At 65.0% G+C, this 24,259-nt stretch carries 21 protein-coding genes; 11 read left to right on the top strand and 10 right to left on the bottom strand.

Annotated elements, in window-relative coordinates:
• Positions 1-64: 64 nt before the first annotated feature.
• Complete coding sequence (locus DN387_RS08520; RefSeq protein WP_054914362.1) at positions 65-883, bottom strand: LysR family transcriptional regulator; 819 nt, start codon at positions 881-883, stop codon at positions 65-67.
• A 101-nt stretch (positions 884-984) separates the two neighbouring features.
• On the opposite strand from DN387_RS08520, the gene DN387_RS08515 reads away from it, so the two are divergent.
• Positions 985-1,710 carry an SDR family oxidoreductase gene (locus tag DN387_RS08515; RefSeq protein ID WP_043864027.1) on the top strand — a complete coding sequence of 242 codons (726 nt, stop codon included), beginning with the start codon at positions 985-987 and terminating at the stop codon, positions 1,708-1,710.
• An 18-nt stretch (positions 1,711-1,728) separates the two neighbouring features.
• Here the strand turns inward: DN387_RS08515 and DN387_RS08510 are convergent, their stop codons facing one another.
• From DN387_RS08510 to DN387_RS08480, 7 genes are all read right to left on the bottom strand, one after another.
• Positions 1,729-4,233, bottom strand: a complete 2,505-nt coding sequence (locus tag DN387_RS08510; protein ID WP_054914363.1) for a TonB-dependent receptor — start codon at positions 4,231-4,233, stop codon at positions 1,729-1,731.
• A 126-nt stretch (positions 4,234-4,359) separates the two neighbouring features.
• Complete coding sequence (locus tag DN387_RS08505; RefSeq protein WP_054914364.1) at positions 4,360-5,340, bottom strand: FecR domain-containing protein; 981 nt, start codon at positions 5,338-5,340, stop codon at positions 4,360-4,362.
• Between the two features lie 54 nt (positions 5,341-5,394).
• The gene (locus tag DN387_RS08500; protein ID WP_043864025.1) at positions 5,395-5,892 is read right to left on the bottom strand and encodes an RNA polymerase sigma factor; all 498 of its coding nucleotides are present in this window, start codon (positions 5,890-5,892) and stop codon (positions 5,395-5,397) included.
• 94 nt (positions 5,893-5,986) lie between these two features.
• Complete coding sequence (locus tag DN387_RS08495) at positions 5,987-6,538, bottom strand: dihydrofolate reductase family protein (RefSeq protein ID WP_054914365.1); 552 nt, start codon at positions 6,536-6,538, stop codon at positions 5,987-5,989.
• A gap of 136 nt (positions 6,539-6,674) precedes the next feature.
• Complete coding sequence (locus DN387_RS08490) at positions 6,675-7,205, bottom strand: cupin (protein WP_236171893.1); 531 nt, start codon at positions 7,203-7,205, stop codon at positions 6,675-6,677.
• Positions 7,206-7,297: 92 nt separating this feature from the next.
• A complete protein-coding gene (locus DN387_RS08485) occupies positions 7,298-8,128 on the bottom strand; it encodes an alpha/beta fold hydrolase (protein WP_054914367.1) in 831 nt (276 codons plus the stop codon).
• Between the two features lie 146 nt (positions 8,129-8,274).
• A complete protein-coding gene (locus DN387_RS08480) occupies positions 8,275-10,134 on the bottom strand; it encodes an ABC transporter ATP-binding protein (protein ID WP_054914368.1) in 1,860 nt (619 codons plus the stop codon).
• A gap of 221 nt (positions 10,135-10,355) precedes the next feature.
• Here DN387_RS08480 and DN387_RS08475 point away from each other — a divergent pair, with 221 nt between their 5' ends.
• Together DN387_RS08475 and DN387_RS08470 are read left to right on the top strand one after the other, a co-directional pair.
• Positions 10,356-11,141, top strand: coding sequence for a PhzF family phenazine biosynthesis protein (locus DN387_RS08475; protein ID WP_054914369.1), 786 nt, complete (start codon positions 10,356-10,358; stop codon positions 11,139-11,141).
• An 81-nt stretch (positions 11,142-11,222) separates the two neighbouring features.
• Positions 11,223-11,441 carry a hypothetical protein gene (locus tag DN387_RS08470; protein WP_043864019.1) on the top strand — a complete coding sequence of 73 codons (219 nt, stop codon included), beginning with the start codon at positions 11,223-11,225 and terminating at the stop codon, positions 11,439-11,441.
• Between the two features lie 45 nt (positions 11,442-11,486).
• On the opposite strand, the gene DN387_RS08465 is transcribed toward DN387_RS08470, so the two are convergent.
• Positions 11,487-12,362 carry a helix-turn-helix domain-containing protein gene (locus DN387_RS08465; RefSeq protein WP_052504313.1) on the bottom strand — a complete coding sequence of 292 codons (876 nt, stop codon included), beginning with the start codon at positions 12,360-12,362 and terminating at the stop codon, positions 11,487-11,489.
• A gap of 219 nt (positions 12,363-12,581) precedes the next feature.
• Here DN387_RS08465 and DN387_RS08460 point away from each other — a divergent pair, with 219 nt between their 5' ends.
• The 7 genes from DN387_RS08460 (at position 12,582) to DN387_RS08430 (ending at position 19,750) form a co-directional block, all read left to right on the top strand.
• On the top strand, positions 12,582-13,436 hold the full coding sequence (locus DN387_RS08460; protein ID WP_054914370.1) for a hypothetical protein: 855 nt from the start codon (positions 12,582-12,584) through the stop codon (positions 13,434-13,436).
• Between the two features lie 162 nt (positions 13,437-13,598).
• On the top strand, positions 13,599-14,834 hold the full coding sequence (locus DN387_RS08455; RefSeq protein WP_043864017.1) for an MFS transporter: 1,236 nt from the start codon (positions 13,599-13,601) through the stop codon (positions 14,832-14,834).
• 186 nt (positions 14,835-15,020) lie between these two features.
• Complete coding sequence (locus tag DN387_RS08450) at positions 15,021-15,851, top strand: dihydroorotate dehydrogenase electron transfer subunit (protein WP_043864016.1); 831 nt, start codon at positions 15,021-15,023, stop codon at positions 15,849-15,851.
• Positions 15,851-16,786: a dihydroorotate dehydrogenase gene (locus DN387_RS08445; RefSeq protein ID WP_043864015.1), complete on the top strand. Its 936-nt coding sequence runs from the start codon at positions 15,851-15,853 to the stop codon at positions 16,784-16,786. The genes DN387_RS08450 and DN387_RS08445 overlap by 1 nt, the downstream gene beginning before the upstream one ends.
• The gene (locus DN387_RS08440) at positions 16,783-18,039 is read left to right on the top strand and encodes a Zn-dependent hydrolase (RefSeq protein WP_054914371.1); all 1,257 of its coding nucleotides are present in this window, start codon (positions 16,783-16,785) and stop codon (positions 18,037-18,039) included. The genes DN387_RS08445 and DN387_RS08440 overlap by 4 nt, the downstream gene beginning before the upstream one ends.
• Positions 18,036-19,394 (top strand): dihydroorotase, encoded by a 1,359-nt coding sequence (locus DN387_RS08435; protein WP_054914372.1) that lies wholly within the window; start codon positions 18,036-18,038, stop codon positions 19,392-19,394. Before DN387_RS08440 ends, DN387_RS08435 begins: the two co-directional genes overlap by 4 nt.
• 26 nt (positions 19,395-19,420) lie before the next feature.
• The gene (locus DN387_RS08430; RefSeq protein WP_054914373.1) at positions 19,421-19,750 is read left to right on the top strand and encodes a hypothetical protein; all 330 of its coding nucleotides are present in this window, start codon (positions 19,421-19,423) and stop codon (positions 19,748-19,750) included.
• 39 nt (positions 19,751-19,789) lie between these two features.
• Here the strand turns inward: DN387_RS08430 and DN387_RS08425 are convergent, their stop codons facing one another.
• On the bottom strand, positions 19,790-20,692 hold the full coding sequence (locus DN387_RS08425) for a LysR substrate-binding domain-containing protein (protein ID WP_043864011.1): 903 nt from the start codon (positions 20,690-20,692) through the stop codon (positions 19,790-19,792).
• Positions 20,693-22,517: 1,825 nt separating this feature from the next.
• On the opposite strand from DN387_RS08425, the gene DN387_RS08420 reads away from it, so the two are divergent.
• Positions 22,518-24,254 carry an amidohydrolase gene (locus DN387_RS08420; RefSeq protein WP_043864009.1) on the top strand — a complete coding sequence of 579 codons (1,737 nt, stop codon included), beginning with the start codon at positions 22,518-22,520 and terminating at the stop codon, positions 24,252-24,254.
• The last annotated feature ends 5 nt before the right edge of the window (positions 24,255-24,259 follow it).

Below are 24,259 nucleotides of genomic sequence, written 5' to 3'. Positions count from 1 at the left end.
GAGTCTGAAGATCGCGAAAACAGCCAGCGGTCCGTTCAGACCGCGGCTTTCGATGCCTGTCGCATCATTGCCAGGTACCGGCCGGGGCGTCGCGCAGCGCGGCGTGCAGCAGGCGCAGCACCGGGTGCTCCAGCGCAGTGCCGCTGTAGCACAGGCCCACCCGGCGACTGGGCAGCGGGCTGTTGAGCGCATGCACCTGCACCCCTTGTGCCGCGCTCACCAGCGAGTGCGGCAGCGCCGCCACGCCGACCCCGGCCGCCACCAGCAGCAGAGACTGCTGCAGCGAGCCGCTGCTGGCCACCGCCGACGCGGTGGAGTTGCCATACAGCGCCATCAGGCGCTGGTGGGAGGGGTGTTCGGGGCAGATGACCCAGGGGTACAGGCTGGTGACCGTGCCCGGCTGCCTGCCGGCTGCGCTCACCAGCACGAACGGGTCGTCCCACACCGGCAGGAACAGCTCGTCTTCGCAGCACTGTTCTTCTACCGCCAGGCGCGCATCGCCGGCACAGCCCTCGTGCAGCGTGATGTACAGGTGCGCCACCACCTGGTGGGCAAAGCGCAGAAACGCAGCGACCTGCGCGGGGCTCAGGTCCGGCTCGATGCCCAGGCTCAGGTGCTGGCGCGCATCGCTGGTGCGAAAGCGCTGGCGCAGGGCCTCGGCCTCGCTGACCAGCGCGCAGGCCTGCGGGTACAGCGAACGCGCCGCCTCGCTCACCTCCACCCCTCGCGACTGGCGGTTGAACAGGGTGGCGCCCAGGGCTTCTTCGAGCTGGCGGATGGTCACCGACAAGGTCGGCTGGCTGATGCACAGGCGCTGGGCGGCGCTGGTGATGTTGCGTTCTTCGAACACCGCCACAAAGGCTTTGAGGTGCCGGATATCCATAGGTAAGGCCGATGTCTGCAAGAGGAATTAAGCATTTTATCTGCTGTGGCCGGCACTATACGCTTTGCGTCATCTGATAAACCAATGACGGAAGCACTTTCATGAACAAACCCCTGATCATCGTGACCGGCGCAAGCTCGGGCATCGGCGAGGCCGTCGCGCGCCTGTTCTCTGCCCAGGGCCACCCCCTGCTGCTGCTGGCCCGGCGCGTGGAGCGCCTGCTCGCACTGGGCTTGCCCGCCACCCTGTGCAAGGGTGTCGACGTCACCGACCGCGAGGCGCTGCTGGCTGCGGTGAAGGAGGCCGAGGCGCAGTACGGCCCGGCCGATGCGATCGTCAACAATGCGGGGGTGATGCTGCTGGGTGATACCGCCACCCAGGCCCCCGAGCAGTGGGAGCGCATGCTGGATGTGAACGTCAAGGGCCTGCTCAACGGCATCCATGCGGTACTGGGCGGCATGATCGAACGCAACCACGGCACGGTGATCAACGTCGGCTCGGTGGCCGGGCGCAAGACCTTCCCCAACCATGTGGCCTACGTGGGCACCAAGTTTGCCGTGCACGCGATCTCGGAAAACCTGCGCGAAGAAGTGGCGGCGCACAACGTGCGGGTCATCACCATCGCGCCGGGTGCGGTGGAAACCGAGCTGCTCGGCCACACCACCGATGAGGCGATCAAGTCCGGCTACCAGGACTGGAAGGCCGGCATGGGCGGCGTGGTGCTGTCGGCGGACGATGTGGCCAATGCGATCCGCTACGCCTACGAACAGCCTCAGGGCGTGTGCATCCGCGAGATCGTGCTGGCGGCGACCCGCCAGCAGGCCTGATGGCGTGCGCGTTGCGCGTCAGAAGCTGTACCTGACGTTGAACATCACGTTGCGCGGGTCGCCGTAGTAGACCGAGTAGTAGTTGCCGATGCCGCTGTAGTACGTCTTGTCGAACAGGTTGTTGAGGTTGGCCGACACTTTCAGTTGCTTGCTCACGTCATACGCGGCCATCAGGCCGACCACGCCGTAGGCGTCCTGGAAGAACTTGTGGCTGGGCAGCGCCACGTCGTTGACGTCGTCGTAGAAGGTGTCGTCGACGAAGTAGGTGCGGCTCTGCCACTGCCAGTTGCCGCCCACGGTGAGCTTGTTCAGCTCGGCCGGCAGACGGTAGCTGGTGGCGACCTTGAGCAGGTGCTGGGGCTGGTTGGTCGCCACGCGCCGGTGATCGGCGTCGTAGGAGGCCTGATAGACGTAGCCGGCGTTGATGTTCCAGTCGGGCAGGATCTCGCCGGACATTTCCAGCTCCACACCGCGGGTGGTGGCGCCCTGCACGGCGCGCATCACTTCATTGCCGAACTCCCCGGTGGTGCCGGTCGACTGCGCCAGGTTGTCCTGCTTGAGCTCGAACAGCGCCAGGCTGGCATTCAGGCGACGGTCGAAATACTCGCCCTTGATTCCCACTTCGTAGCTTTGCCCGGTGAGCGGGTCCAGCGGCTTGTTGTCGGCACCCCGGTTGTAGGGCTGCGGCTTGAAGATGTCGGTGTAGCTGGCGTACACGGTGTGCTGGTCGTCGAGGTCGTAGGTGATGCCGGCATAGGGGATCACTTCACCGGTGTCGCGGGTGGCGGTGCGGCTGCTGCGCGGCAGCGCGTTGATGCTGTCCAGGCTCCACGCGTAGTCGGTGACCCGCGCCCCCAGCACCAGGTTGAGTGCGTCGGTGGGCTTGAGCACGACCGCAGCATAGCCGACCTTCTGCGTGGTCTTGATATCGAAGGTCGACCACCAGGCCCAGTCGGTGGGGTAGGCGGCGTTGTTGTTCCAGTCGAAGGCATCGGGTGCCACGGCGTCGGTGCTGCCGTCGGTACGGTCCGATTGCGCGGTGGTGTTGGCATAGGTGTAGCCCACCACCAGGTCGTGGCTTCTGCCCAGCAGCGAGAACGGGCCCTTGGCGTAGATATCGAAGGACTTCTCGTCGGTATCGGTGTTGAACTTGGCCGCACCGCCCGGGTAGTAGCCGTGGGCGACGCTGTTGTCGTTCGGGTCGACATGGGCGGTGGCCAGGCCTGCGATGATCTCGCGCGAGGCATAGTTGCGGTAGCTGGCGGTGGCCTTGAGCGACCACTCGTTGTCGAACTGGTGATCGATGCTGGCGAATGCGCGCTGGGTGCGATGGTTGCGGTAGGCCCACTTGTCCGCCGGGTTGGTGGAGCGCGAGAAGCGCACCGGCGTGCCGTTCTTGTAGAAGGCCGGCAGGTGGGTGGTGGAGGACGCGTCGTTGTCGTTCTGCTGGTACTCGTAGCCCACGCTCAGCACGGTGGCGTCAGACAGGTCGCCGTCGAGCACGCCGTAGAAGATGTCCTGTTGCTGCTTCTGGTAGTCGATGAAGGTGTGCTGCTGTTCACGGGCCGCGACGAAACGCCCGCGCAGGGCGCCGCTGTCGAGTAGCGGTCCGGACACGTCCAGCTCGGTGCGGTAGTGATCCCACGAGCCTGCGCCGGCGGACACATGGCCCTGAAACTGGGCAGTGGGCCGCTTGCGCACCAGGTTGATCACCCCCGATGGGTAGCCGATGCCGTTGACCAGCCCGGTGGCGCCCTTGAGCACCTCGACGCGGTCGTAGATCACCGAGTTGGTGATGCTGTAGTTGTCGCGCAGGTTGCCGGCGTCGGTGCTCAGGCTGGGCACGCCGTCATACTGGAAGTTCTGGATCTCGAAGCCGCGCGAGTAGAAGGTGAAGCCTTCGGAGTTCTCGCGGTTGACGGTGATGCCCGGGGTTTGCTGCATCACCTCGGACAGGTTGTTCAGGCCCTGGTCGTCCATCTGCTGGCGGGTGATCACGCTGATCGACTGCGGGGTCTTGCGCAGCGACATGTCCAGGCGCGTGGCGGTGCTGGTCTGCCCGGTGGTGTAGGAGCCGCTGCCCTCGGTGGTGCTGCCCAGGCTCCAGGCGCTGTTGATGGTGGTGGCGCCCAGTTCGATGTTGTTGCCGGCGCTGTCTGGCAGCGGTACCAGGTACAGGGTCGAGGCGTCACTGCGCCCGAAGGTGAAGCCGCTACCGGCCAGCAGTTGGGCCAGGGCCTGATCGGCGGAGTAGCTGCCCTTGACCGGTGCGCTGCGCAGGCCGGCGTCCAGGTTGCCGTCGAGCATCACGTTCTGCCCGGTCTGCTGGCTGAACACCAGCAATGCCTGGCGCAGTTGCTGGGCGGGGATATCGAATGCCGTGTGCACGCTGACCGCCCCTGTACCGGGCGCGGGCAGCTGGGCCTGGGCCGGTTGTGCCAGCAGCGCGCAACTGATCGCGGCGCCCAGCGCCGACATGCGCCAGCACGAACCCTGGGGGAACAACGTCTGGGGTGTTGCCATTTCCTTGACTCCTCGGCAGAACGACTTCGCCTGTTTGCGAATGGGTTTCATCTGCTGGTGATGACGCACGAGGAGTGCAAATGTCTGATGGGTACTGCAAATAATTTTCAATCAGCCATCGGCGGGTCAGGCAGGGCGGATGATGGTCACCAGGTCGGTGTAGCGGCTCAGGCGGATCGGCAGGGTGCGTGCCAGCACATCGAGCATCTGCTCGGGGTGCTGGCGATTGAGGATCAGGCTCACCGGGCGTGCCGCCAGGCGCTCGTCGGCGATGAAGATGCGGCCCTCGCGCCAGCGCTGCAGGTGATTGACCACCTTGGCCAGGGGCGTGTCGAAGAACACCAGGCTGCCGTTGCGCCAGGCCAGCACCTGGTCGAGTTCGGCGCGCTGCACCGGGCCGAGCCCGGCGGCGCCGAAGGTCACGGCCTCGCCCTGGCCCAACTGTGCCTGCTGGCCGGGGATTTGCACCCCGGCATTGTGCTCACTGACGGCCAGGTCGGCGCTGCCGGCGTCGCAGGATAGGCAGAACGCACCCTGGTGGCTGACCACGGTGCCGGCCTCGGTGTCGATGCGCAGCGGGCGGGTATCGGCGGCCACCTTGAAATAGGCCTGACCACGCAGCATGCGCAGGCGCCGCGTGGTGCCGGAAAAGTCGAGGTCCAGGGCGGTGTTGCCGGCCAGTTCGATCACGCTGCCATCGGGCAGGCGCTCGGTGCGGGTTTCACCCACGCGCGTGTGCAGGTCGGCAAACGACAGGCCGTCGCCCTTGAGCCACAGCGTGGCCGAGCCGGTGGCCACTGCGGCGGTGCACGCCGCCATGGCCAGTTGCATGAAGCGCCGCCGCGAGACGCCGCGGGCCTTGGGGGCAGGCGGCGCCTGCACGGCAGGCAGCTCGGCGGCCAGGGCCCACAGCGCTTCGAGTTCCAGGTAGGCCTTGGCATGGCGCGGGTCGGCCAGCATCCACTCAAGCCACTGCTCGTGCTCGGCCTGGCTGGCCGAGCCTTCGAAGATCAGCGCGAACCAGGCGCAGGCCTGCTGCGAGATGGGGTCGGCCTGGGGCTCGTCGGGCGAGGCCGGGGCCGGCGTGGGGAAGGGCGGTTCAGCCATGGGTCGGGTCACTGTGCGGCGGTGAGGTGTACAGGGGCGCATGATAGTCCACTCTCACTCGGACATGCCCAGCTTGAGCAATTCCAGTGCCCGCACCATGCGGCTGTAGGCGGTCTTGGGCGAAATGCCCAGGCGTTCACCGATCTCCACGTAGGTCAGGCCTTCGCCGCGCGCTAGCAGAAACACCTCGCGGCAAGGCTCGGGCATGCGCTGCATCACGCGGTTGAGCGTGGCCAGCTGGTCTTGGGCGATCACCGTGCGTTCCAGGCTCGGGGTCTTCTGCTCCAGCGCCTGCAGCTCGGTGGGCTCGACCACCTCGCCCTTGCGGTGGCGCTCGCGACGCAGGTAGTCGATGAACAGGTTGCGCGCGCACAGAAACAGGTACGCGCGAAAGTTGTCGATGGGCGTGCGCCCCAGCTGTTCGGACAGGCGGATGAAGGTCTCCTGAGTCAGGTCTGCGGCGGTGTCCTTGCAGCGCACCTGACGATTCAGGTAGTCCTGAATTTCTTCACGGTGGGCAAGGTACAACGCCTTGAGGTCTGCGCTTGACACGAAACACCTGCGAGCTGGGGGTCAGGGAGCGCAGGAAGATAACAGGAATTAATATCATTTAAAACAACGCGGCCGAGGCGCTGGGGTAGCGTCTCTAGCGGTTCGGGAGCAATCGGTAGTGGCTCTGCACGAAACCGTTGTCCGACGCGCAGGTGGCGACATGCTGCAGCTGGCGTTCGCTGCCTGCGTGGCTGAACAGCGCAATGCCCTGGCCAAGCAGTACCGGAATGCGCGTGATGATCAATTCGTCGATCAGCCCGGCCTGCAGAAACGCCTGGAGGGTCTGGCCGCCATCGATGTAGAGGTGCTTGAGCCCTCGTGCTGCAAGTTGCTCGACGATGTCGGTCACGTCGCCTGCCAGCACCTCGACGTTGGCCTGCGGGTGCGCAGACATGTCCACGGGCCGGTTGGACAGCACGATAACCGGGATGCCTGCATACGGCCATTGGGGGAAGGACAGCACCTTGTCCAGGGTCTTGCGGCCCATCACCAGGGCATCGACGCCGGCGATGAACTGTTCGTAGGTCACGCCGTTGAGCTCAGCGGTTTCATAGTCGGGGCGGTGCAGCCACTCGATGTCGCCGTCGGGGCGCGCGATGAAGCCGTCGATGCTCGCGGCGATGAATACGGAGCACTTGATTGTCATTGAACGTGAATTCCTCGTTGCTGTAGGCACGCCTTTGAAAACGGGCGGTTGGTTGGCGACCGAATATACCGCGTTGCCAGCTCGTTACCAGTCATCAGCCAAAGGGCCTGGGCCTGCTGGAGCCAGACGCTGCCCATCAACGCTGGTTGAGCCAATGCTGCTGGTAGGCCCCTTGCGGGTCCTGCACCGGGCCGTGATCGGGAAAGGGCAGGTTGGCGATGCACGCAAGCTGGGCCTGGGTTGGCGCTTCGCGTCGGATGTCTGCGTGCTGCCCGGGCGGGTAGGCCCCCACCACCAGAAAGCCCGGGCTGCAATCGAGTTTGCAGTGGCCCGTGCCGGCGGGCAGCAACAGCACATCGCCTGCACTCACCTGTACTTCGCGGCCCCGCGGGCCGCCCAGTATCAGCCTTGCCTGGCCACACACCACGCCGAGCGCTTCGTGGCCCTCGGTGTGGTAGTGGTGGTAGGCGTAGATGCCATCGCGCCATTGCGCCGGCCAGCCATTGGCCTCGAAAGTGCGTTCGATTTGCGCCGCCGGATCACTGCCATGCAGCGCAATCGCGTGGGGGTAGATCAGCACCGGCTGCCGGGTGTTGTTGGGCACCCAGTCGTCGGGTTGCAGCCTCAGTACCTGCGAGGCTGTTGAAGGTGTGTGTCGAGTGTTCATGGTCGACCCTCGGCGATGAAGCCGGGGCGGCATCGGGTTGCCAGCCCGGCGTGGTGACAGGGAAGGGGCAGGTGGATGCCTGCCCCGGTCATCTAGCTTCGCAGGAACGCGAGCAGATCGGCGTTGATCGTGTCGGCGTCGGTGGTCGGCATGCCATGCGGCAAGCCCGCATAGGTTTTCAGGGTGCCGTTCTGCAATAGCTTCGCTGACCGCGGCCCTGAGTTTGCATAGGGCACGATCTGGTCATCGTCCCCGTGCATCACCAGGACGGGAATCGTGATGCGCTTGAGGTCGTCGGTGAAGTCGGTCTGGGAGAAGGCCACGATCCCGTCAAGGTGTGCCTTGGCGCAGCCCATCATGCCCTGGCGCCACCAGTTCAGGATGGTGCCCTCGCTGGCGTTTGCGCCTGGGCGGTTGTAGCCATAGAACGGGCCCGACGGCAGGTCATGGTAGAACTGTGCGCGGTTGGCCTTGAGCTGCGCCTGCAAGTCATCGAATACCGACCTGGGCAAGCCGTCCGGATTGTTCGGGGTCTGGACCATCAGCGGTGGCACGGCACTGATGAGGGCAGCCCTCGACACACGCTCCTGGCCATGGCGAACGATGTAGCGGATCACCTCGCCGCCGCCGGTGGAGTGCCCCACGTGGGCTGCACCCTGCACGCCAAGATGGTCGACCACGGCCGCAACGTCGTCCGCATAGTGATCCATGTCGTGCCCGTCCCACACCTGGCTGGAGCGCCCGTGGCCGCGGCGGTCGTGCGCGACGACCCGGTAGCCGTGATCAAGGAAGAACAGCATCTGCGCATCCCAGTCGTCGGCACTGAGTGGCCACCCGTGGTGAAAGACGATCACCGGCGCATCGCGTGGGCCCCAGTCCTTGTAGAAGATCTCGACACCGTCCCGCGTAGTGACATACCCCATGTTCGTGGCTCCCGAGTGAAGTGGAGGGCGTGGTCAGTATCGTGTTGTGATCATGACCAGGTGAACAAAGTGCAGATCAGCGGATGAACGGCCTGCGCCGACGCTGCGATAGCCGTTGACCACGGACCATCGCAGGCTTGTACGGCTCAGTCCTGGTGCATGGCCTGTGCTACCCCCTGATCCTCACCCAGGAACCCGCCACTCTGGTGGTGCCACAGCTGCGCATAGGTGCCATTTCTGGCAAGCAACTCGGCGTGGGTACCCTGCTCGATGATGCGCCCGTCATCCATCACCACCAGCCGGTCCATGGCCGCAATGGTGGACAGACGGTGGGCGATGGCGATCACGGTCTTGCCCTGCATCATCTCGTCGAGGCTCTCCTGGATGGCCACTTCGACCTCGGAGTCCAGTGCGCTGGTGGCTTCGTCCAGCAGCAGGATCGGGGCGTTCTTGAGCATCACTCGGGCGATCGCGACGCGCTGGCGCTGGCCGCCCGACAGCTTGATGCCGCGCTCGCCCACCAGGGTGTCGTAGCCGCTATGGCCTTGCTGGTCGCTCAACTGGCTGATGAAACCGTCGGCCTGGGCACTGGCGGCTGCGCTGCGGACCTGTTCGTCGGTGGCGTCGGGCCGGCCATAGGCGATGTTGTCGCGAATGGAACGGTGCAGCAGCGAGGTGTCCTGGGTGACCATGCCGATGGCGCTGCGCAGGCTGTCTTGAGTCACATGGGCGATGTCCTGCCCGTCGATGCGGATCTGGCCGCTGTCGACGTCATAGAAGCGCAGCAGCAGGTTGATGAGCGTGGACTTGCCCGCGCCGGAGCGCCCCACCAGGCCGATCTTTTCACCCGGGCGAATGCTCAGGCTCAGGCCGTCGAGCACCTGGCGCTCGCCGTTGTAGTTGAAGCTCACCTTGTCGAAGGTGACCGCGCCGCCGCGGGTCTGCAGCACCTTGGCGTCCGGGGCATCCTTGACCTTGGGGCCGCGGGTCAGTGTGGCCATGCCGTCCTGCACGGTGCCGATGTTCTCGAACAGCGAGGTCATCTGCCACATGATCCAGTGCGACATGCCATTGATGCGCAGCGCCATGGCGGTGATCGCCGCCACGGCACCTGCGCCGACCTCGCCCTGGTGCCACAGCCACAGGGCATAGCCGCCGGCGGCCATGATCAGGGCCACCACCAGTGCCTGGTTGACGATCTCGAACTGGCTGACCAGGCGCATCTGGCGAAAGCCGGTCTGCTTGAAGTCTTCCATCGCCGCACGGGCGAAGTGCGCCTCGCGGTTGGAGTGGGAGAACAGCTTCACCGTGGTGATGTTGGTGTAGGCGTCGGAAATGCGCCCGGTCATCATCGAGCGGGCGTTGGCCTGCTCCTGTCCGACCTTGCCCAGGCGCGGCACGAAGTACAGCATGGCCAGGCCGAACAGCACCACCCAGGCAACGAAGGGCAGCATGAGCTTGAGCGCGAAGCCGCCGGCCAGCGCGATGATCGCGATGAAGTACACCCCGATGCCGGGGGCGATCTCGATCAGGGTGAACAGCAGGTCGCGCACCGCCAGTGCGGTCTGCATGACCTTGGTGGTGACGCGCCCGGAGAATTCGTCGGAAAAGAACGAGAGGCTCTGGCGCAGCATCAGGCGGTGGAAGTCCCAGCGCAGGCGCAAGGGCAGGTTGATTGCCAGTATCTGGTGCTGAACCATGGTGCGCAGGGCCACCAGCCCGACGCTGCACAGCATCACGATGCCGATGCCCCACAGCACGCGGCGTTCCTGCGCTGCCGCATCGCCCCCGGCCTGCCAGGTGGAGAGCAGGTCCACGACCTGGCCCAGGAACGAAAACAGCCAGGCTTCATAGATGGACACCGCAGCGCTGAGCAGTGCGAACGCCAGAATGTAGCCGCGCGCACCCCGCGTGCACGCCCACAGAAAGCGTGCCAGGCCCACGGGCGGCGGGGGCACCTCGTCAGGAGGGAAAGGGTCGAGCCTTCGTTCAAATGCACGAAGCATGGTGGTCTCCAAAACGATCGAATGGGGGCAATTCTGACATCGAACGGCGGGCTTGCGGGATTTGGGGGAAGTGAAGAGGCGGAGGTGGTGTGCTGCGCTGGTTGAGAGAAAGGCCGCAATCGACCCAACGCGGGTTCCCGCTTCAGGATTTCAACAATAAATTGATAATTCAACGATTGGTTGATATTTTCTAGGCCCGACGATCATTACTTGGGTGCCCGATGCAACTCGATATTTTCCAGGTGGACGCTTTTTCTTCCGAGACGTTCGGCGGCAACCCGGCGGCTGTGTGCCCGCTGGACGCCTGGCTGCCTGATGCGACGCTGCAACGGATCGCAGCAGAGAACAATGTGTCCGAGACGGCCTATTGGGTACGCAACGGTGAGGTGTTCGAGCTGCGCTGGTTTACCCCCGCAGTGGAGGTCGATCTGTGCGGGCACGCCACGTTGGCCGCCGCCTGGGTGCTGTTCGAACAGCTTGGTGAATGCCGCGACACGCTGCGTTTTTCCACCCGCAGCGGTGAACTGCGAGTGCGCCGCGAAGGCGGTCGCCTGGCCATGGACTTTCCGGCCAAGCAGCCTGAAGCCGTAGCCCTGCCGCCTGGCCTGCTGCAGGCCTTGGGGCTGGAGCAGGCCGAGGCGCTGTATCGCACGGACGATTACCTGGTGGTGGTCGAGGATGAAAGCATCGTCGCCGGGCTCGACCCCGACTTTGCCGCCCTGGCCGCATTCGAGGTGCGCGGGGTTGCCGTGACCGCGCCGGGTCGTCACATGGACTTCGTCTCGCGCTGGTTCGGGCCGCGAGTGGGGGTCAACGAAGACCCTGTCACCGGCTCGGCCCACACTTCGCTGGCGACCTACTGGTCCCAACGCCTGGGCAAGCGCAGCCTGAGTGCCGAGCAGGGCGGGGCGCGCAAGGGCCAACTGCACTGCGAAGTCCTGGACAACGACCGGGTCATCATCAGCGGTCACGCGGCGCTCTACCTGCGCGGCACCATCTTCATCTGAGACCGGCCGGCCAAATCACTTCAAACTTTTCCTACCTCACGGGTTCTGCTTAGTAACACCCCGCACTCGAAGGAGAACCCGATGAAACCCACCGATACCAAGCAGGGCGACAAGGTCCCGCGGCCACTCTCGTCGGACCAGGCGCAGAAGGGCACGCCATCCCCCGACCCGGTGCTGGAACAACCGGACCCGGATACCGAGGCAGTGGACAAGGTGATCACGCCGACGTCCATCAAGGAGCAGGAAGAAAAGACCCGCGAAATCCAGCGGCGCCTGGCCGAGGCGCAAAGGAAGGGCTGAAAGCGGCCCTGCCGGGCCCTGCGTGCCTTGGCGTGCCAGCGCCAGTCACAGCTTGGCGAGCAGGTGCTGCAGTTTTTTCGTGGCTTCGCGCCCGGAACAGGCGCGGCTGAGCAGGTCGCTGGACATGTTCTTGTACATGTCCACGGCCTGGGCAGAGGAGGTGACGCTGGCAATGCCCACATGCAGGTTGGGCAGCTCCCCTAGCCGGTAAGGGCTCACCGCCACGTAGCTGGTGGTCTTCTGCTCGAAGATCTGGAAGGTGGCGCTGGGCAGTGCCTCGTCGATCAGGTAGATACCCGGGTGATCGCTGTTGGTCTCGACGATGGAGATCAGGTTCTCGATTTCCTTGCGTGCCAGCAGGGCGCGCTCCATTCGCACGCTGGGGGGCAGGTCCAGGCGACCGACCAGGCCGATGTGCAGGTAACGCTCGATCTGACGCAGGCTGACAATCGACCTGACCTGGAATTTTTCGCGAAAGAAGGTGGATTTGCGCTCGTCCAGAATGCTCAGAATCTGGCTCTCCATCGCTTCCTGTGCCGGGCTGAAGCCCTGTGGTCGAGCCTCGTGGAGCATGGTCTGAAACAGCGCCGAGTATTCGGGCGTGGTCAGCAGGTAGGAAAAGGGGTCGAAGTAGGAGATGACGCTGCTGGAACGGGCCTCCAGCTGGCGCATGCGCTCGAAGTAGCCGAGGGCGTTGTCGAAGTACTCCGTATCGGAACCCAGCAGGCTGGTCAGCGACACCTTCAGCAGGTCGGCCAGGCGCTCCAGGGTGTCGAGTTTGACGATCTTGCCCAGTTCCAGGCGGTACACCGCAGCCCGCGAGATGCCGAGCTTGTCGGCCACCTGGTCGGCGTTGAGCTGGCGGCCGATGCGAAAGGCCCGGAGGCGCTCGCCGATTGCCTGGTAATCAATCTGGTTCACTGGGGGATCCTTGTCGTTTTTTCGTGGTGGCATGTTCTACCAGATCGGCTTGACGAGGCCATGGCGCGAGTGTATCAATATTTAGACATGAACTGTTGCTTGTCCAAAAAATATAAAAAAGGCCGACACATGTCCACACCACCCTGCAGCTGCTGCGGCATCGCCTGCGCTGCCACCTGATACCACAACTCCACCCCCCACCTGATAGGAGCTTCCCTGATGAAGACTCGCATCGGCGCGCCCGCGTTCGCGCTTTTCATGACCCCTATGGTGATGGCTGGCCCGCCGCCAGCCTTCAGCGATACCTTTATCGGCTATCGCTACAGCAGCCATTTCTCGGACCCGGGCAAGCGCCAGGACATAGCCAAGCACATTGTCCAGCTTGCCCATGTGAGCAGCTACGCCCTGGGCCAGCAGTTCGCCAACGTGGATGTGTTCAAGTCCGACCGCGATGACCCGCGCAAGGACAGCAGCAGCGGCGCCACCGAGGTCTACCTGACCTACCGCAATCAGTTGCAGCATGCACGGGTGTTCGATCGGCCGCTGGCGTTCGGGCCGGTGAAGGACGTCGCGCTGACCCTGGGCCTGGACTGGAACACCAAGAACAACGCGTTCCAGTCGCGAAAGCGCATGATTTTGATAGGCCCGACCCTCAAGTTCGCGCTGCCGGCAGGGTTTCTCGACCTCAGCCTGTTCTATGCCAGGGAATGGAACCACTGCGGGCTCGACAGCTGCCGGCAGCCGGGCAACCATTCGCGCATGGCGTTCGACCCGTTCTACCAGCTGAACCTGACCTGGGGCATACCGTTCGCGCTGGGCAGCCTGCCGATGAAGTTCCAGGGCTTCTACAGCTACAGCGGCGAGAAGGGCGATGACTACCGGCGCAACCCGACGGCGGATGAACAGCTGATGCGCACCTCGCTGATGCTGGATGCAGGGGCTGTGCTGGGGGGCGCAAGAAACACGCTATGGGTCGGGCCCGGATATGAGTACTGGCGCAACAAGTTCGGCAACCGCCGTGGCGACGGGATCGACGTGGACGCCTTGTCGATGAACCTGGAGTGGCATTTCTGAGCGCGGCGTTTTTTTTGCGAGCCCGCAATCTAAATATTTAGACAATCGCGCAGGCTGGCAGTACGCTTTGTGAAGCCTTGCACGGGCGGACCGGCGGCGATCCTGGGCGGGTTCAGGCGTCAGCTGTCTAAAAAACCATACAAAAACAAGAGGTAAACCAAGATGGCTTCTTCCGAAAAGCGTCCGAAGAAGGACGCGTCACCCAAGAAGGCCCTGATAGCCAGCGTGACCGGCTATGCGATGGACGGCTTCGACCTGCTGATTCTCGGGTTCATGCTGCCGGCGATCACCATCGGTCTCGGTCTGAGTTCCTCGGAGGCTGGCTCGCTGGTGACATGGACGTTGCTCGGCGCCGTGGCCGGGGGGCTGATCTTCGGCCAACTGAGCGACCGCTATGGCCGGGTGCGCATGCTGACCCTGTGCATCCTCACCTTCTCGATATTCACCGGGCTGTGCGCATTCGCCCAGGGCTACTGGGACCTGCTGATCTATCGAACCCTGGCCGGGTTCGGCCTGGGCGGGGAGTTCGGCATCGGCATGGCACTGATCGCCGAAACCTGGCCGGCCAACCGGCGCAATCGTGCTTCTTCCTATGTGGGCATGGGGTGGCAGGCCGGCGTGCTCGCCGCTGCATTGCTCACGCCATTGCTGCTGCCCTACATCGGCTGGCGCGGCATGTTCCTGGTCGGGTTGCTGCCAGCGTTCGTATCGCTCGTGGTTCGCCATACCATGAGCGAGCCGGCAGAATTCGTGAAGGCCGCAGCCGACCCGGTGCCTTTCGCGCGGCGCTTCACCGACCTGTTCAAGGACCGGCAGACCAGCAAGGCGAGCCTGGGGGTGATGGTGCTCACCTCGGTGCAGAACTTCGGCTACTACGGGCTGATGATCTGGATGCCCAGCTACCTGTCGAACAAGTTCGGCTTCTCGCTGATGGCCTCCGGAACCTGGACCGCAGTGACGGTGCTGGGCATGGCGTTCGGTATCTGGCTGTTCGGGCACCTGGCCGACCGTTTCGGACGCAAGCGCATGTTCCTGCTGTATCAGGCCGGCGCAGCGTTCATGGTCATCGCCTATGCCAACCTCGACAACCCCACGGTCATGCTGTTTGCCGGCGCGATCATGGGCATCTTCGTCAACGGCATGATCGGTGGCTACGGCGCATTGATCTCCGATCTGTACCCCGCGCAGATCCGTGCCACGGCGCAGAACGTGCTGTTCAACGTGGGCAGGGCCGCCGGTGGCTTCGGGCCGCTGGTGGTGGGCGCCGTAGCGCTGCACTATTCGTTCTCGGCGGCCATCATGCTGCTTGCCTCGCTGTATGGGGTGGCGATGCTCGCGACGGTGTTGCTGCTTCCCGCCTGCCAGGCCCACGACGTGCCGAAGCCGCAGCCGGCCTAGCCCGGCGGGATGGTTATGAATTCGCCCTGGCTTATTCGTATCAAAAATTAGACAGAAACACCGAGCTGCAGTACAGTCAGCTTAAGCAATCGCTGAAACACCGCTTCATCTGCCGCTTCATCACTGAGGCGGCATCTACTTTTGACCGTGCTGTATAAAAATTTAGACAAATGCGAGGCCACCTCAATGAACGTGATTTCCGGCTGCTGCCAGGCGAGTGCCCTGACTCCCCCAGACGACACCTTGGCGGTCGTGATTTCCAACCAATGGGTCAACGATGAATACAAGCGCCTGGTGCTACAGGCCGACGGCGCCGCCAGCCAGTCGTTGCCGGGGCAGTTCTTCAACCTGCTGTGCCCGAGTGAAGGCGAGCACAAGCCGTACTTCCGTCGCCCCATGAGCACCTACAAGGCCGACCCGGCCACGGGCCAGGTGGAGTTTCTGTACAAGGTGACCGGCAAGGGCACCTATGGCCTGGAGACGCTTGGCCAAGCGCAGACCGTGGAGATTCTTGGCCCGCTGGGCAAGGGCTTCGACCTGCAGCCGGGGTGGCAGCACATGATCATCGTGGCCCGGGGTGTGGGGCTGGCCACCCTGGCGCCGCTGGCCGAAGCGGCGCATCGGCTGGGCATCCGCCTGACCGCAGTGCTGAGTGCCCGCAGCGAGAAGAGCCTGCTTTCGCGCGAGCGCTTCGCCTCGCTGGGGGCCGACGTGCGGGTGGTGCTGGATGAGGATGGCAGCAGCTCGCCCGAACGGCTCGAACCGCTGCTGCGCCAGATCATCGCCCGTGAAGGCACCGATGCGCTGTTCACGTGTGGCTCCAGGCGGCTGACCCAGTTGCTGAAGAAGCTGAGCGCCGAGCTCGGCCTGGTGGGCCAGGTAGCGCTGGAGCAACAGATGGTGTGCGGCCTGGGCATGTGCCAGTGCTGCGTCGAGGTGTTCGAGGTGGACGGGCTCAGGGTGGGCAAGCGGGTATGCCTCGAAGGCCCTGTGTTCGACCTGGCGGAGGTGGTGTGATGATCAATCTGAGCGTACAGGTCGGCGGGTTGCGCCTGAAGAACCCGGTGATGCCGGCATCGGGCACCTTTGCCGAAGAGCTTGCCCACCTGCTGGACTTCAACCAGCTGGGTGCACTGGTGACCAAGACCATCACCACCGAAAAGCGCAGCGGCAACCCGATGCCGCGGGTCTGCGAGCTGAATGACGGGATGATGAATGCCATCGGCATTCCCAGCAAAGGCGCGCAGCTGTTCATCGACAAGGTGGTGCCGTTCTACCGCGACTACGACGCGCCGTTGATCGTGAGCATTTCGGCGCCCACGGCCCAGGGCTTTGCCGACCTGGCGGCGCGGCTGAGCGATGTGCCTGGTGTGGCCGGCATCGAGGCCAATATCTCGTGCCCCAACCTGGAAGCGCATGGCCAGTCGTTCGGCATGCAGGCTGAAAGTACCCGCGACGTGGTGGAGCTGATGCGCCAGGTCACCTCGTTGCCGCTGTGGGTCAAGCTGACCCCCAATGCCGGCGAGGTGGTGCCGGTTGCCCTGGCTGCGCAGGAGGCCGGGGCCGATGCCGTCGTGGTGGGCAACACGCTGCTCGGGTTGTCGGTGGACATCGAGCGAGGCCGCGCGCGGCTGGGCAACTTCATGGGCGGCATATCCGGCGCCGCCATCCGCCCGCTGATGGTGCGCCTGACCTATCAATGCGCCCAGGCGCTGGAAATTCCGGTGATTGGCTGCGGTGGCATTGCCACGGCCGACGATGCGCTGGAGTTCATCTATGCCGGCGCCTCGGCGGTGCAAGTGGGTACGGCCACCTTCCTGCACCCGAAAACCATGAACACCATGGTGTCTGAACTGGAGGCCTACTGCCGGCGCAAGGGCGTTGCCTCGATCAGCACCCTGATCGGCGCCCTCGACGATTTGCCCGCCGAGCCGTTTGGAGCCTTGCCATGATCGCGCAATGGCCTGAACAGGCCGCCAGACTGTTCGACACCATCGCCGCCTTGTCACGCGATGCCCAGGTGGGGATCACCCGCGAAAGCTACGGCCCCGGCGAGAGTGACGCCATCGCCTGCCTGAGCGACTTCGCCTTGACCCAGGGGCTGGAGGTGGCAACCGACCGTGCGGGCAACGTGATCTTCACGCGCAAGAGCGACAATGGCCAGCCCGCGCTGTGGTACGGCTCGCACCTGGACTCGGTGCCCCAGGGCGGCAACTACGACGGCCTGGCCGGCGTTGTGGCGGGCCTGCTGTGCCTGTGCCGGCTCGACCGCGAGGGCGTGGCCACGGCGCAGCCGGTGCGGGTCATCGGGTTGCGTGGCGAGGAGAGCGCCTGGTACGGCAAGTCGTACATCGGTTCGCGTGCGCTGGTCGGCGGGTTGAGCGAGCACGACCTGCAGCTGACCAACCGCTTCAGCCAGCGCACCCTGGGCCAGGCCATGCAGGCCGTGGGCGCCGACCTGGCAGCGATTGGCCGTCAGCAGTGGCTGGTCGATCGCACCCAGTTTGCCGGCTATCTGGAAGTGCATATCGAGCAGGCGCAGTCGCTGGAGCGCATGGGGCAGGCCGTGGGGATCGTGCCCGGCATCCGCGGCAACCTGCGCCATAACCAGGTTCGCTGCCTGGGCGAAGATGGCCATTCGGGCGCCGTGGCTCGGGAGGACCGCCACGACGCCGTGTTTGCCGTGAGCGAGCTGGTGGCCCGCATCGACCAATGCTGGCGTGAGTACCTCGCCGCCGGGCGAGACCTGGTGGTTACCGTCGGCACACTGGGGACCAACGCGGCGCACCATGCCGTCTCGCGTATTCCCGGCGAGGTCAGCTTCAGCCTCGAGATGCGCAGCCTCGACATGGCCACGCTCGAGGCCTTTCACGCGGTTGCGCTGCACGAGGCAAAGGCCATCGAGCAGGCCCGCCAGGTTCGCTTCGAGTTCGACCTGCGTATCGACACGGCCCCGGCGGCCATGCACGCCCCCTGGGTCGAGGCGCTGGTGCGCCAGGCCCGCCAACAAGGCTGGCAGGGCGTGCTCACCCCCAGCGGGGCCGGCCATGACGCTGCGGTTTTCGCCAACGTCGGCATCCCCAGCGCCATGCTGTTCATCCGCAACCAGCACGGCTCGCACAACCCCCACGAGGCCATGGCCCTGGACGACTTTCTGGTGGCCACCGAGGTGCTCTACCACACGACACTGGAGCTGACACCATGAGCGTACCCCGCAATGCCTGGCTGATCCGCAACGCGACCCTGGTCAACGAAGGCCGCACCTGGGCGGCCGATGTGCGGCTGCGCGAGGGCCGCATCGACTGTATCGGGCAGGCCCTGCAGCCGCTTGCCGGGGAGGGCGTGATCGAGGCGCACGGCCTGTGGCTGATGCCGGGAATGATCGACGATCAGGTGCACTTCAGGGAGCCCGGCCTGACCCACAAGGCGGACATCGCCAGCGAGTCGCGGGCCTGTGCAGCGGGCGGCATCACCAGTTTCATGGAGATGCCCAACACCAACCCGCCCGCGCTCGATCGGGCCAGCCTGGAAGCCAAGTACGCCATCGCCGCCGCATCGAGCGTGGTCAACTACGCCTTCTACATGGGGGCAAGCAACGACAACCTGGCCGCCATTCGCGCCATCGACCCGGCCAGCACGCCAGGGCTGAAGGTGTTCATGGGGGCCTCGACCGGCAACATGCTGGTGGACGACCCCGAGGTGTTGAACGAGATCTTCCGGGTTTCGCCGGTGCCGATCATCACCCATTGCGAAGACACGCCCATGATCAATGCCGAGCTGGAAAAGGCCAGGGCGCGCTTTGGCGAGGACATTCCGGCCCGCGAGCACCCGCTGATCCGTTCGCGCCAGGCGTGCATCAGGTCCACTCGGCTGGCCATCGAGCTGGCGCGCAAGCACGGCACGCGCCTGCATGTGCTGCACATCTCCACGGCAGAAGAGCTGCAGCTGTTCGAGCCCGGCCCCCTCAGCGGCAAGCGCATCACCGCCGAAACCTGCGTGCACTTTCTGCACTTCACCGATCACGACTACGAGCGGCTGGGCTTTCTGATCAAGTGCAACCCGGCGATCAAGTCGGCCAGTGACCGCGACGCCATCGTCAAGGCGCTGGCCGAAGGTCGGCTCGACGTGCTGGCGACCGACCACGCCCCGCACCTGCTCGAAGAAAAGCGCAGCACCTACGCCAAGGCGCCGTCAGGCATTCCGCTGGTGCAGTACGCGCTGCAGGCCGCCCTGGAGCGTGTCTTCTGCGGGGAGCTGAGCCTGGAGCGCCTGGTCGAGGTGGTCAGCCACGCACCGGCGCAGCTGTTCCAGGTCAGTGGCCGGGGCTACCTGCGCGAGGGCTACGCCGCCGACCTGGTGCTCGTCGACCCGCAGCGCCCGCACCGGGTGAGCAATGACCAGGTGCTGTCCAAATGCGGCTGGACGCCGTTTGCCGGTACCGAGTTCTCATCGAGCATCGTCGCCACGTTCGTCAATGGCGAACGGGTGTGGGACGGCGCCACGGTGAACAGTGCAGTCCGTGGGCAACGACTTTCCTTCAACCGCGCCACGCCTGCCTAGTGGCGCAACAAGAGGTACGAACAACGATGAATTTTCATGAAATGGTGCAACGCTTCGCCGCCGCGCTGCCGGGCACCGACTCGTTCAAGCAGGCCAACGCCGACTGTGAGGCCATCATCCGTGACCAGCCGTTCCAGGCCGGCGCGGCCTTTCTGGTCGCGGGCTTTTGCCGCAGCTACGTGCTCATCTACGAGGATCAGGGGCTGGAGCACGACTTCGCCCTGCGCAACCAGCGCCAGCTGCTCGAGTACATGAACAGCCTGCAGGCGGCCCTGGCGACGTGCGATCACGCGATTGCGCACCAGGCGCTGATCGAGGTGGTAACCCATTACGCCAGGAGCGAGCGGATTTTCTAGGGCGGCGGCTGGCGGCGCCAGCAGGCCGGAGCCAACGGCCTAGAGCGCCGTCCAGGACTGCCTCGAAGCCTGCAGCTGGTTCTTGATCCAGTTGGTAAAGGCCCGCACGGCGGGCCGCTCGCACTTCTGCAGGTCAGTGACCAGGTAATAGCCGCGGTGCGAGTGGATGACGATATCGAAGGGGCGCACCAGCAGCCCCTTGGCCATGGAGTCGCCACACAGCAGGTTGTCGCCCATGGCAACGCCCTGGGCCGCGATGCACGCCGCCTGTGCGCAATGTGCATCGGAAAACAGGATGCCCGTGGCCACGTTCAGCTCCGGGGTGTTCGCCGCCGCCTGCCACACCCGCCAGTCGCTGTAGTCGCTCATGTGCAGCAATGGGAACGCGGCCAGGTCCTGCGGGGCCTTGAGCCCGCCCAGGGCGTTGATCAGCCGCGGGCTGCAGACCGGAAAGTAGTTCAGCGCCGCTATCTGTTCCACCTGCATGCCAGGCCAGTCGCCGATACCGTAGGATATGAACAGGTCGGCGTTGTGGTTGCTCACGTCATCCGCCGTGGTCGGTGTGACCATGTGCAACTGGACCTGGGGGTATTCCTTCACGAAGCCGCCGATGTGATGGCACAGCCAGTAGGTGGAAAACCCCGAGCTGCAACTGATGGTCAACTTGCCATACACCTCCTGGTCATCGACCCGCCGGCCTGCATCCTCCAGGTTGGCCAGCAGGCGCTGGATCTCCCGGGCGTAGCGTTCGCCGCGAAACGTCAGCGAGATACCCCGGCCCTGGCGCTCGGTCAGGGCAAAGCCGAGGGTGTCCTCCATGCCCGTGATCTGGTGGCTGATGGCGCTGCGGGTGAGGTTGAGCTCAAGCGCCGCGGCAGTCACGCTGCCCAACCGGGCAACCGCTTCCAGGGCACGTAACGCGGGCATCGAGGGTAGACGCATGGGGCGCTCCACTGACTTATTGTTGAGCAAATATAAACATTAATGGCGAAATAAATCGATTGTCGTATTTTCTGGTTCAACAATACTAGGCAGGCCCTGCGGGTCCGAGCCGCTCAGCGGGGTCACATACCAATAAGGAATGCCCTGCATGATCGAGCCCAAGGCCTTTGCCCAGAACTGGGTGGACCAACAGCAAACGACCCTGTCCGACTGGCACCAGGTGATCTGGCACTATGCCGAGCCAGCCTTTCGTGAGTACAAGTCCTGCGCCTGGTACGTCGAGCTGCTGCGCAGGCAAGGGTTCGAGGTGGAGGAGGGCAGCGGCGGCATGCCTACCGCTTTCTGCGCCACGTTTCGCAACGGCGACGGCCCTGTGCTGGCGACCTACGCGGAGTACGACGCGGTGCCGGGCAACAACCAGGCGGCGACCACCCGGCGCCAGCCGCGCGAAGGGCTGTCGCGTTTCGCCCCGGGGCATACCGACCCTCATTCGGCGCTGGGCATCAGTGCCCTGGGGGGCCTGCTGGCCGCCAAGGCCGCCATGCTCGAACATGGCCTCGCGGGCACGCTGAAATTCTTCGGCGAGCCGGCGGAAAAGCTGCGCGCCTCCAAGCCGGTGCACGCGGCCAAGGGCTATTACGATGACCTGGACGCGGCCATCAGCTTCCACCCCACGTACATGCTGCCGCTGAACAACACCACTACCTGGGATACGCACTGCGGCATCGCCTACGCCTACATCTATACCTTCACCTGCGATTCGCCCCAGGACTGGATCGCAGCGGACAAGTACAGCCCGATCCCGCAGAACCACCTGGCCGCCAGGGCGCCTGGGGCCAACGACGCGCTGGTGCACTTCTATACCCTGAACGAGAGCATGCGCCGCTCCACGTTGCCGTTCACCGGGCTGTGGAGCTACAACGAGGCGATCCTCACCGCCGGCCAGGCCACAGCCGACAACCTGCCGCCGCACATCGCGCAGATCCAGTACCTGTCGCGCTGCGACTCGCTCGAGCAGGCCGAGGCCATCTCCCAGGTGATGGACAACAACGCTGCCGCCGCCGCCCTGGCCACCGGCTGCCAGTGGAACAAGACTTGGGTGTGCAAGTCCCGTGGCGGGCTGCCCAACCATGTGCTGGCGCAGGCCACCTACGACAACCTGCAGGCCATCGGTGCCCCCACCTGGGACGACGAGGCCATCGCCATCGCGCAGCAGATCCAGGGCAACCTGGGGCTCGAACCCATGGCCCGGCCGTTTCTGCCCGAAACCGAAACGCTGATCGACCCACAGGAGTGCGAGCGCCTGCTGCGCCAGCAGATGCCCGCCTGGCAAAAGCACCTGACCTCGGACGACTACCCCGAATACACCTGGCATTGCCCGACCGTGCGCCTGCTGGTGGCCCGCCCGATGCTCTCGGCACCGCCTGGCTACACCTACCCGGACTGGGTGCCCAATGCCCTGGGCGGCATCCGCCAGACCATCGACCCGATGATCCAGGTGGCGGCCAAGACCATCGGTGCCACCCTGGTCGACCTGCTCACGCGGCCCGAGCTGCTGGCCGCCGCCCGCCAGGAATTCACCGAGCGTACCGGCGGCGGCATTGGCGGCACACGCTGGCAGGCGCCGCTGCTACCCCGGGACTTCAAGGTCCCGCATGACTTCCGCTGGCCCGAAACATCCGCACCGCCCGTGGCGAGGAGTGGTGGATTCCGGCCCGGGACGACGAATAGCCGACCGGCGACGGCGCCTGCGGCGCCTTTTACCCAAACCTGGTTTTCTTGGACTGGTACCGCGCAGCGGTGCCATGCAAAGGTGTTCCCTGCGATGAGTGCGATGACCGATTACCGCTCCAGCCATGTGCCCGGCCCCCAAGGCGCCGCCGACCTGGTGTTTCTGAATGGCCGCATCTACACGGTCGATGAGTCTGCCCCCTGGGCCGAAGCCGTGGCCATTCGCAATGGCAGCTTCGTCGCGGTGGGCAGCAACGACGAGGCGAAGGCGTTCGTCGGCCCGCGCACCCAGGTGGTGGACCTGGACGGCCGTTTCGTGATGCCGGGTATCTACGACATGCACACCCACCCGGACCTCAAGCTTGCGCCCGGGTACTCCGGCTACCTCGAAGTCGGCGTCAGCGATCCGACCCCGGAGCAGGTGCGCCAGGCCATTCTCGACTATGCGGCCGAGCACCCGGGCGACGGCTGGGTGTATGGGCAGTACTTCGTGCGCTATACCTTCAAGCAGGCCGGGCTGGTGCCGTCGCGGCAATGGCTGGACAGCGTGCTGCCGGACCGCCCGGTGGCGATCCTGGATCGCTCCTGGGGCTGCATGATGGTCAACTCCAGGGCGCTCGAGATCGCCGGGATCGACGCCGACACCATCGACCCGCGCCACGGCTACATCGAGCGCGACAGCGTCACCGGCGAGCCGACCGGCATCCTGGTGGACGGCGCCTATGCACTGATGCACGCCGCCATGCCGCCCACGCCGCAACACGCCCTGAAGCGTGCCTATCGCGAAGGGGTGTGGTTCCAGAGCGGTCATGGGGTGGTGGGCACCAAGTATGTGCACGTGTGCGAGCACCGTCTCAATGCGCTCAAGGCCATCGACCAGGCGGGCGAGCTGTCGGTGCGCGTGGAGGCCGCGATCAGCTGGCAGGACGACATCTTCCCGGTCAAGCGTCGCTGGGAGCTGCTGGCGGGTGAGCGTCACTTCTATCGCAGCGCACGGCTCAACGCCAATGCGGTCAAGTTCCACTTCGACGGCACCCACGAATCGCGCTCGTCGTACCTGTCCAGCGCATGGCCGGGGGAGGAGCGCTGGCGCGGCCACCTCAACCTGACCCCCGAGCACATCACCGACATGGTGGTGGACATGGACCGCCGGGGTATCCGGGTCATCGCCCATTGCACCGGTGACGGCGCCTCCGACCTGTTCCTCGATGCCGTGGCCATGGCGCGGGCCAAGAACGGGCCCGACGGCGTGCGCCACCAGTGCGCCCACAGCACCACCTTGCTGGATGCCAACCTGCCGCGTTTTGCCGCGCTCAACGTCACCGCCGAGTTCTCCCCGGTGGGCTGGTTCCCTTCATCGTTCGCCAACGCCCGCGCCGTGTTCGGCGAGGACCGCATGCAGCGCGCCTACAACTTCAAGGGCGTGTTCGAGCATGGCGGCGTCGCGGTTATGGGCACCGACTGGCCGGTGTCCAGCATCAACCCCTGGATCGGCTTCGAGGCCATGGTCACCCGGCAGAACCCGTTCGGCGAGGAGCAGGGCAGTTTCTACGGCTCGCCCATCAGCCTGGAGCAGGCCATGCGCGTGATGACCATCAACGGGGCGTGGTGCATGGGTATCGAGGACAAGGCCGGCTCCATCGAGACGGGCAAGTCCGCCGACCTGATCGTGCTCGATCGCAACCTGTTCGAGGTGGAGCCCAAGGGCAACATCCACAACACCCAGGTGCAGATCACCGTGCTCGAAGGTGAAATCACCTGGGACCGCAACGGCGAGTTCGATGCCGGCACCCACGCGGCCACCTGGCGCCGTGAACTCCCCAACTTCTGAGGCGG

Origin of the sequence: Pseudomonas sp. FBF18 (assembly GCF_024261405.1) — a bacterium.
Lineage (GTDB): Bacteria > Pseudomonadota > Gammaproteobacteria > Pseudomonadales > Pseudomonadaceae > Aquipseudomonas > Aquipseudomonas palmensis.
Note: the sequence above shows the minus strand (reverse complement) of the source record. Positions and strands in the feature narration are given on the sequence as shown.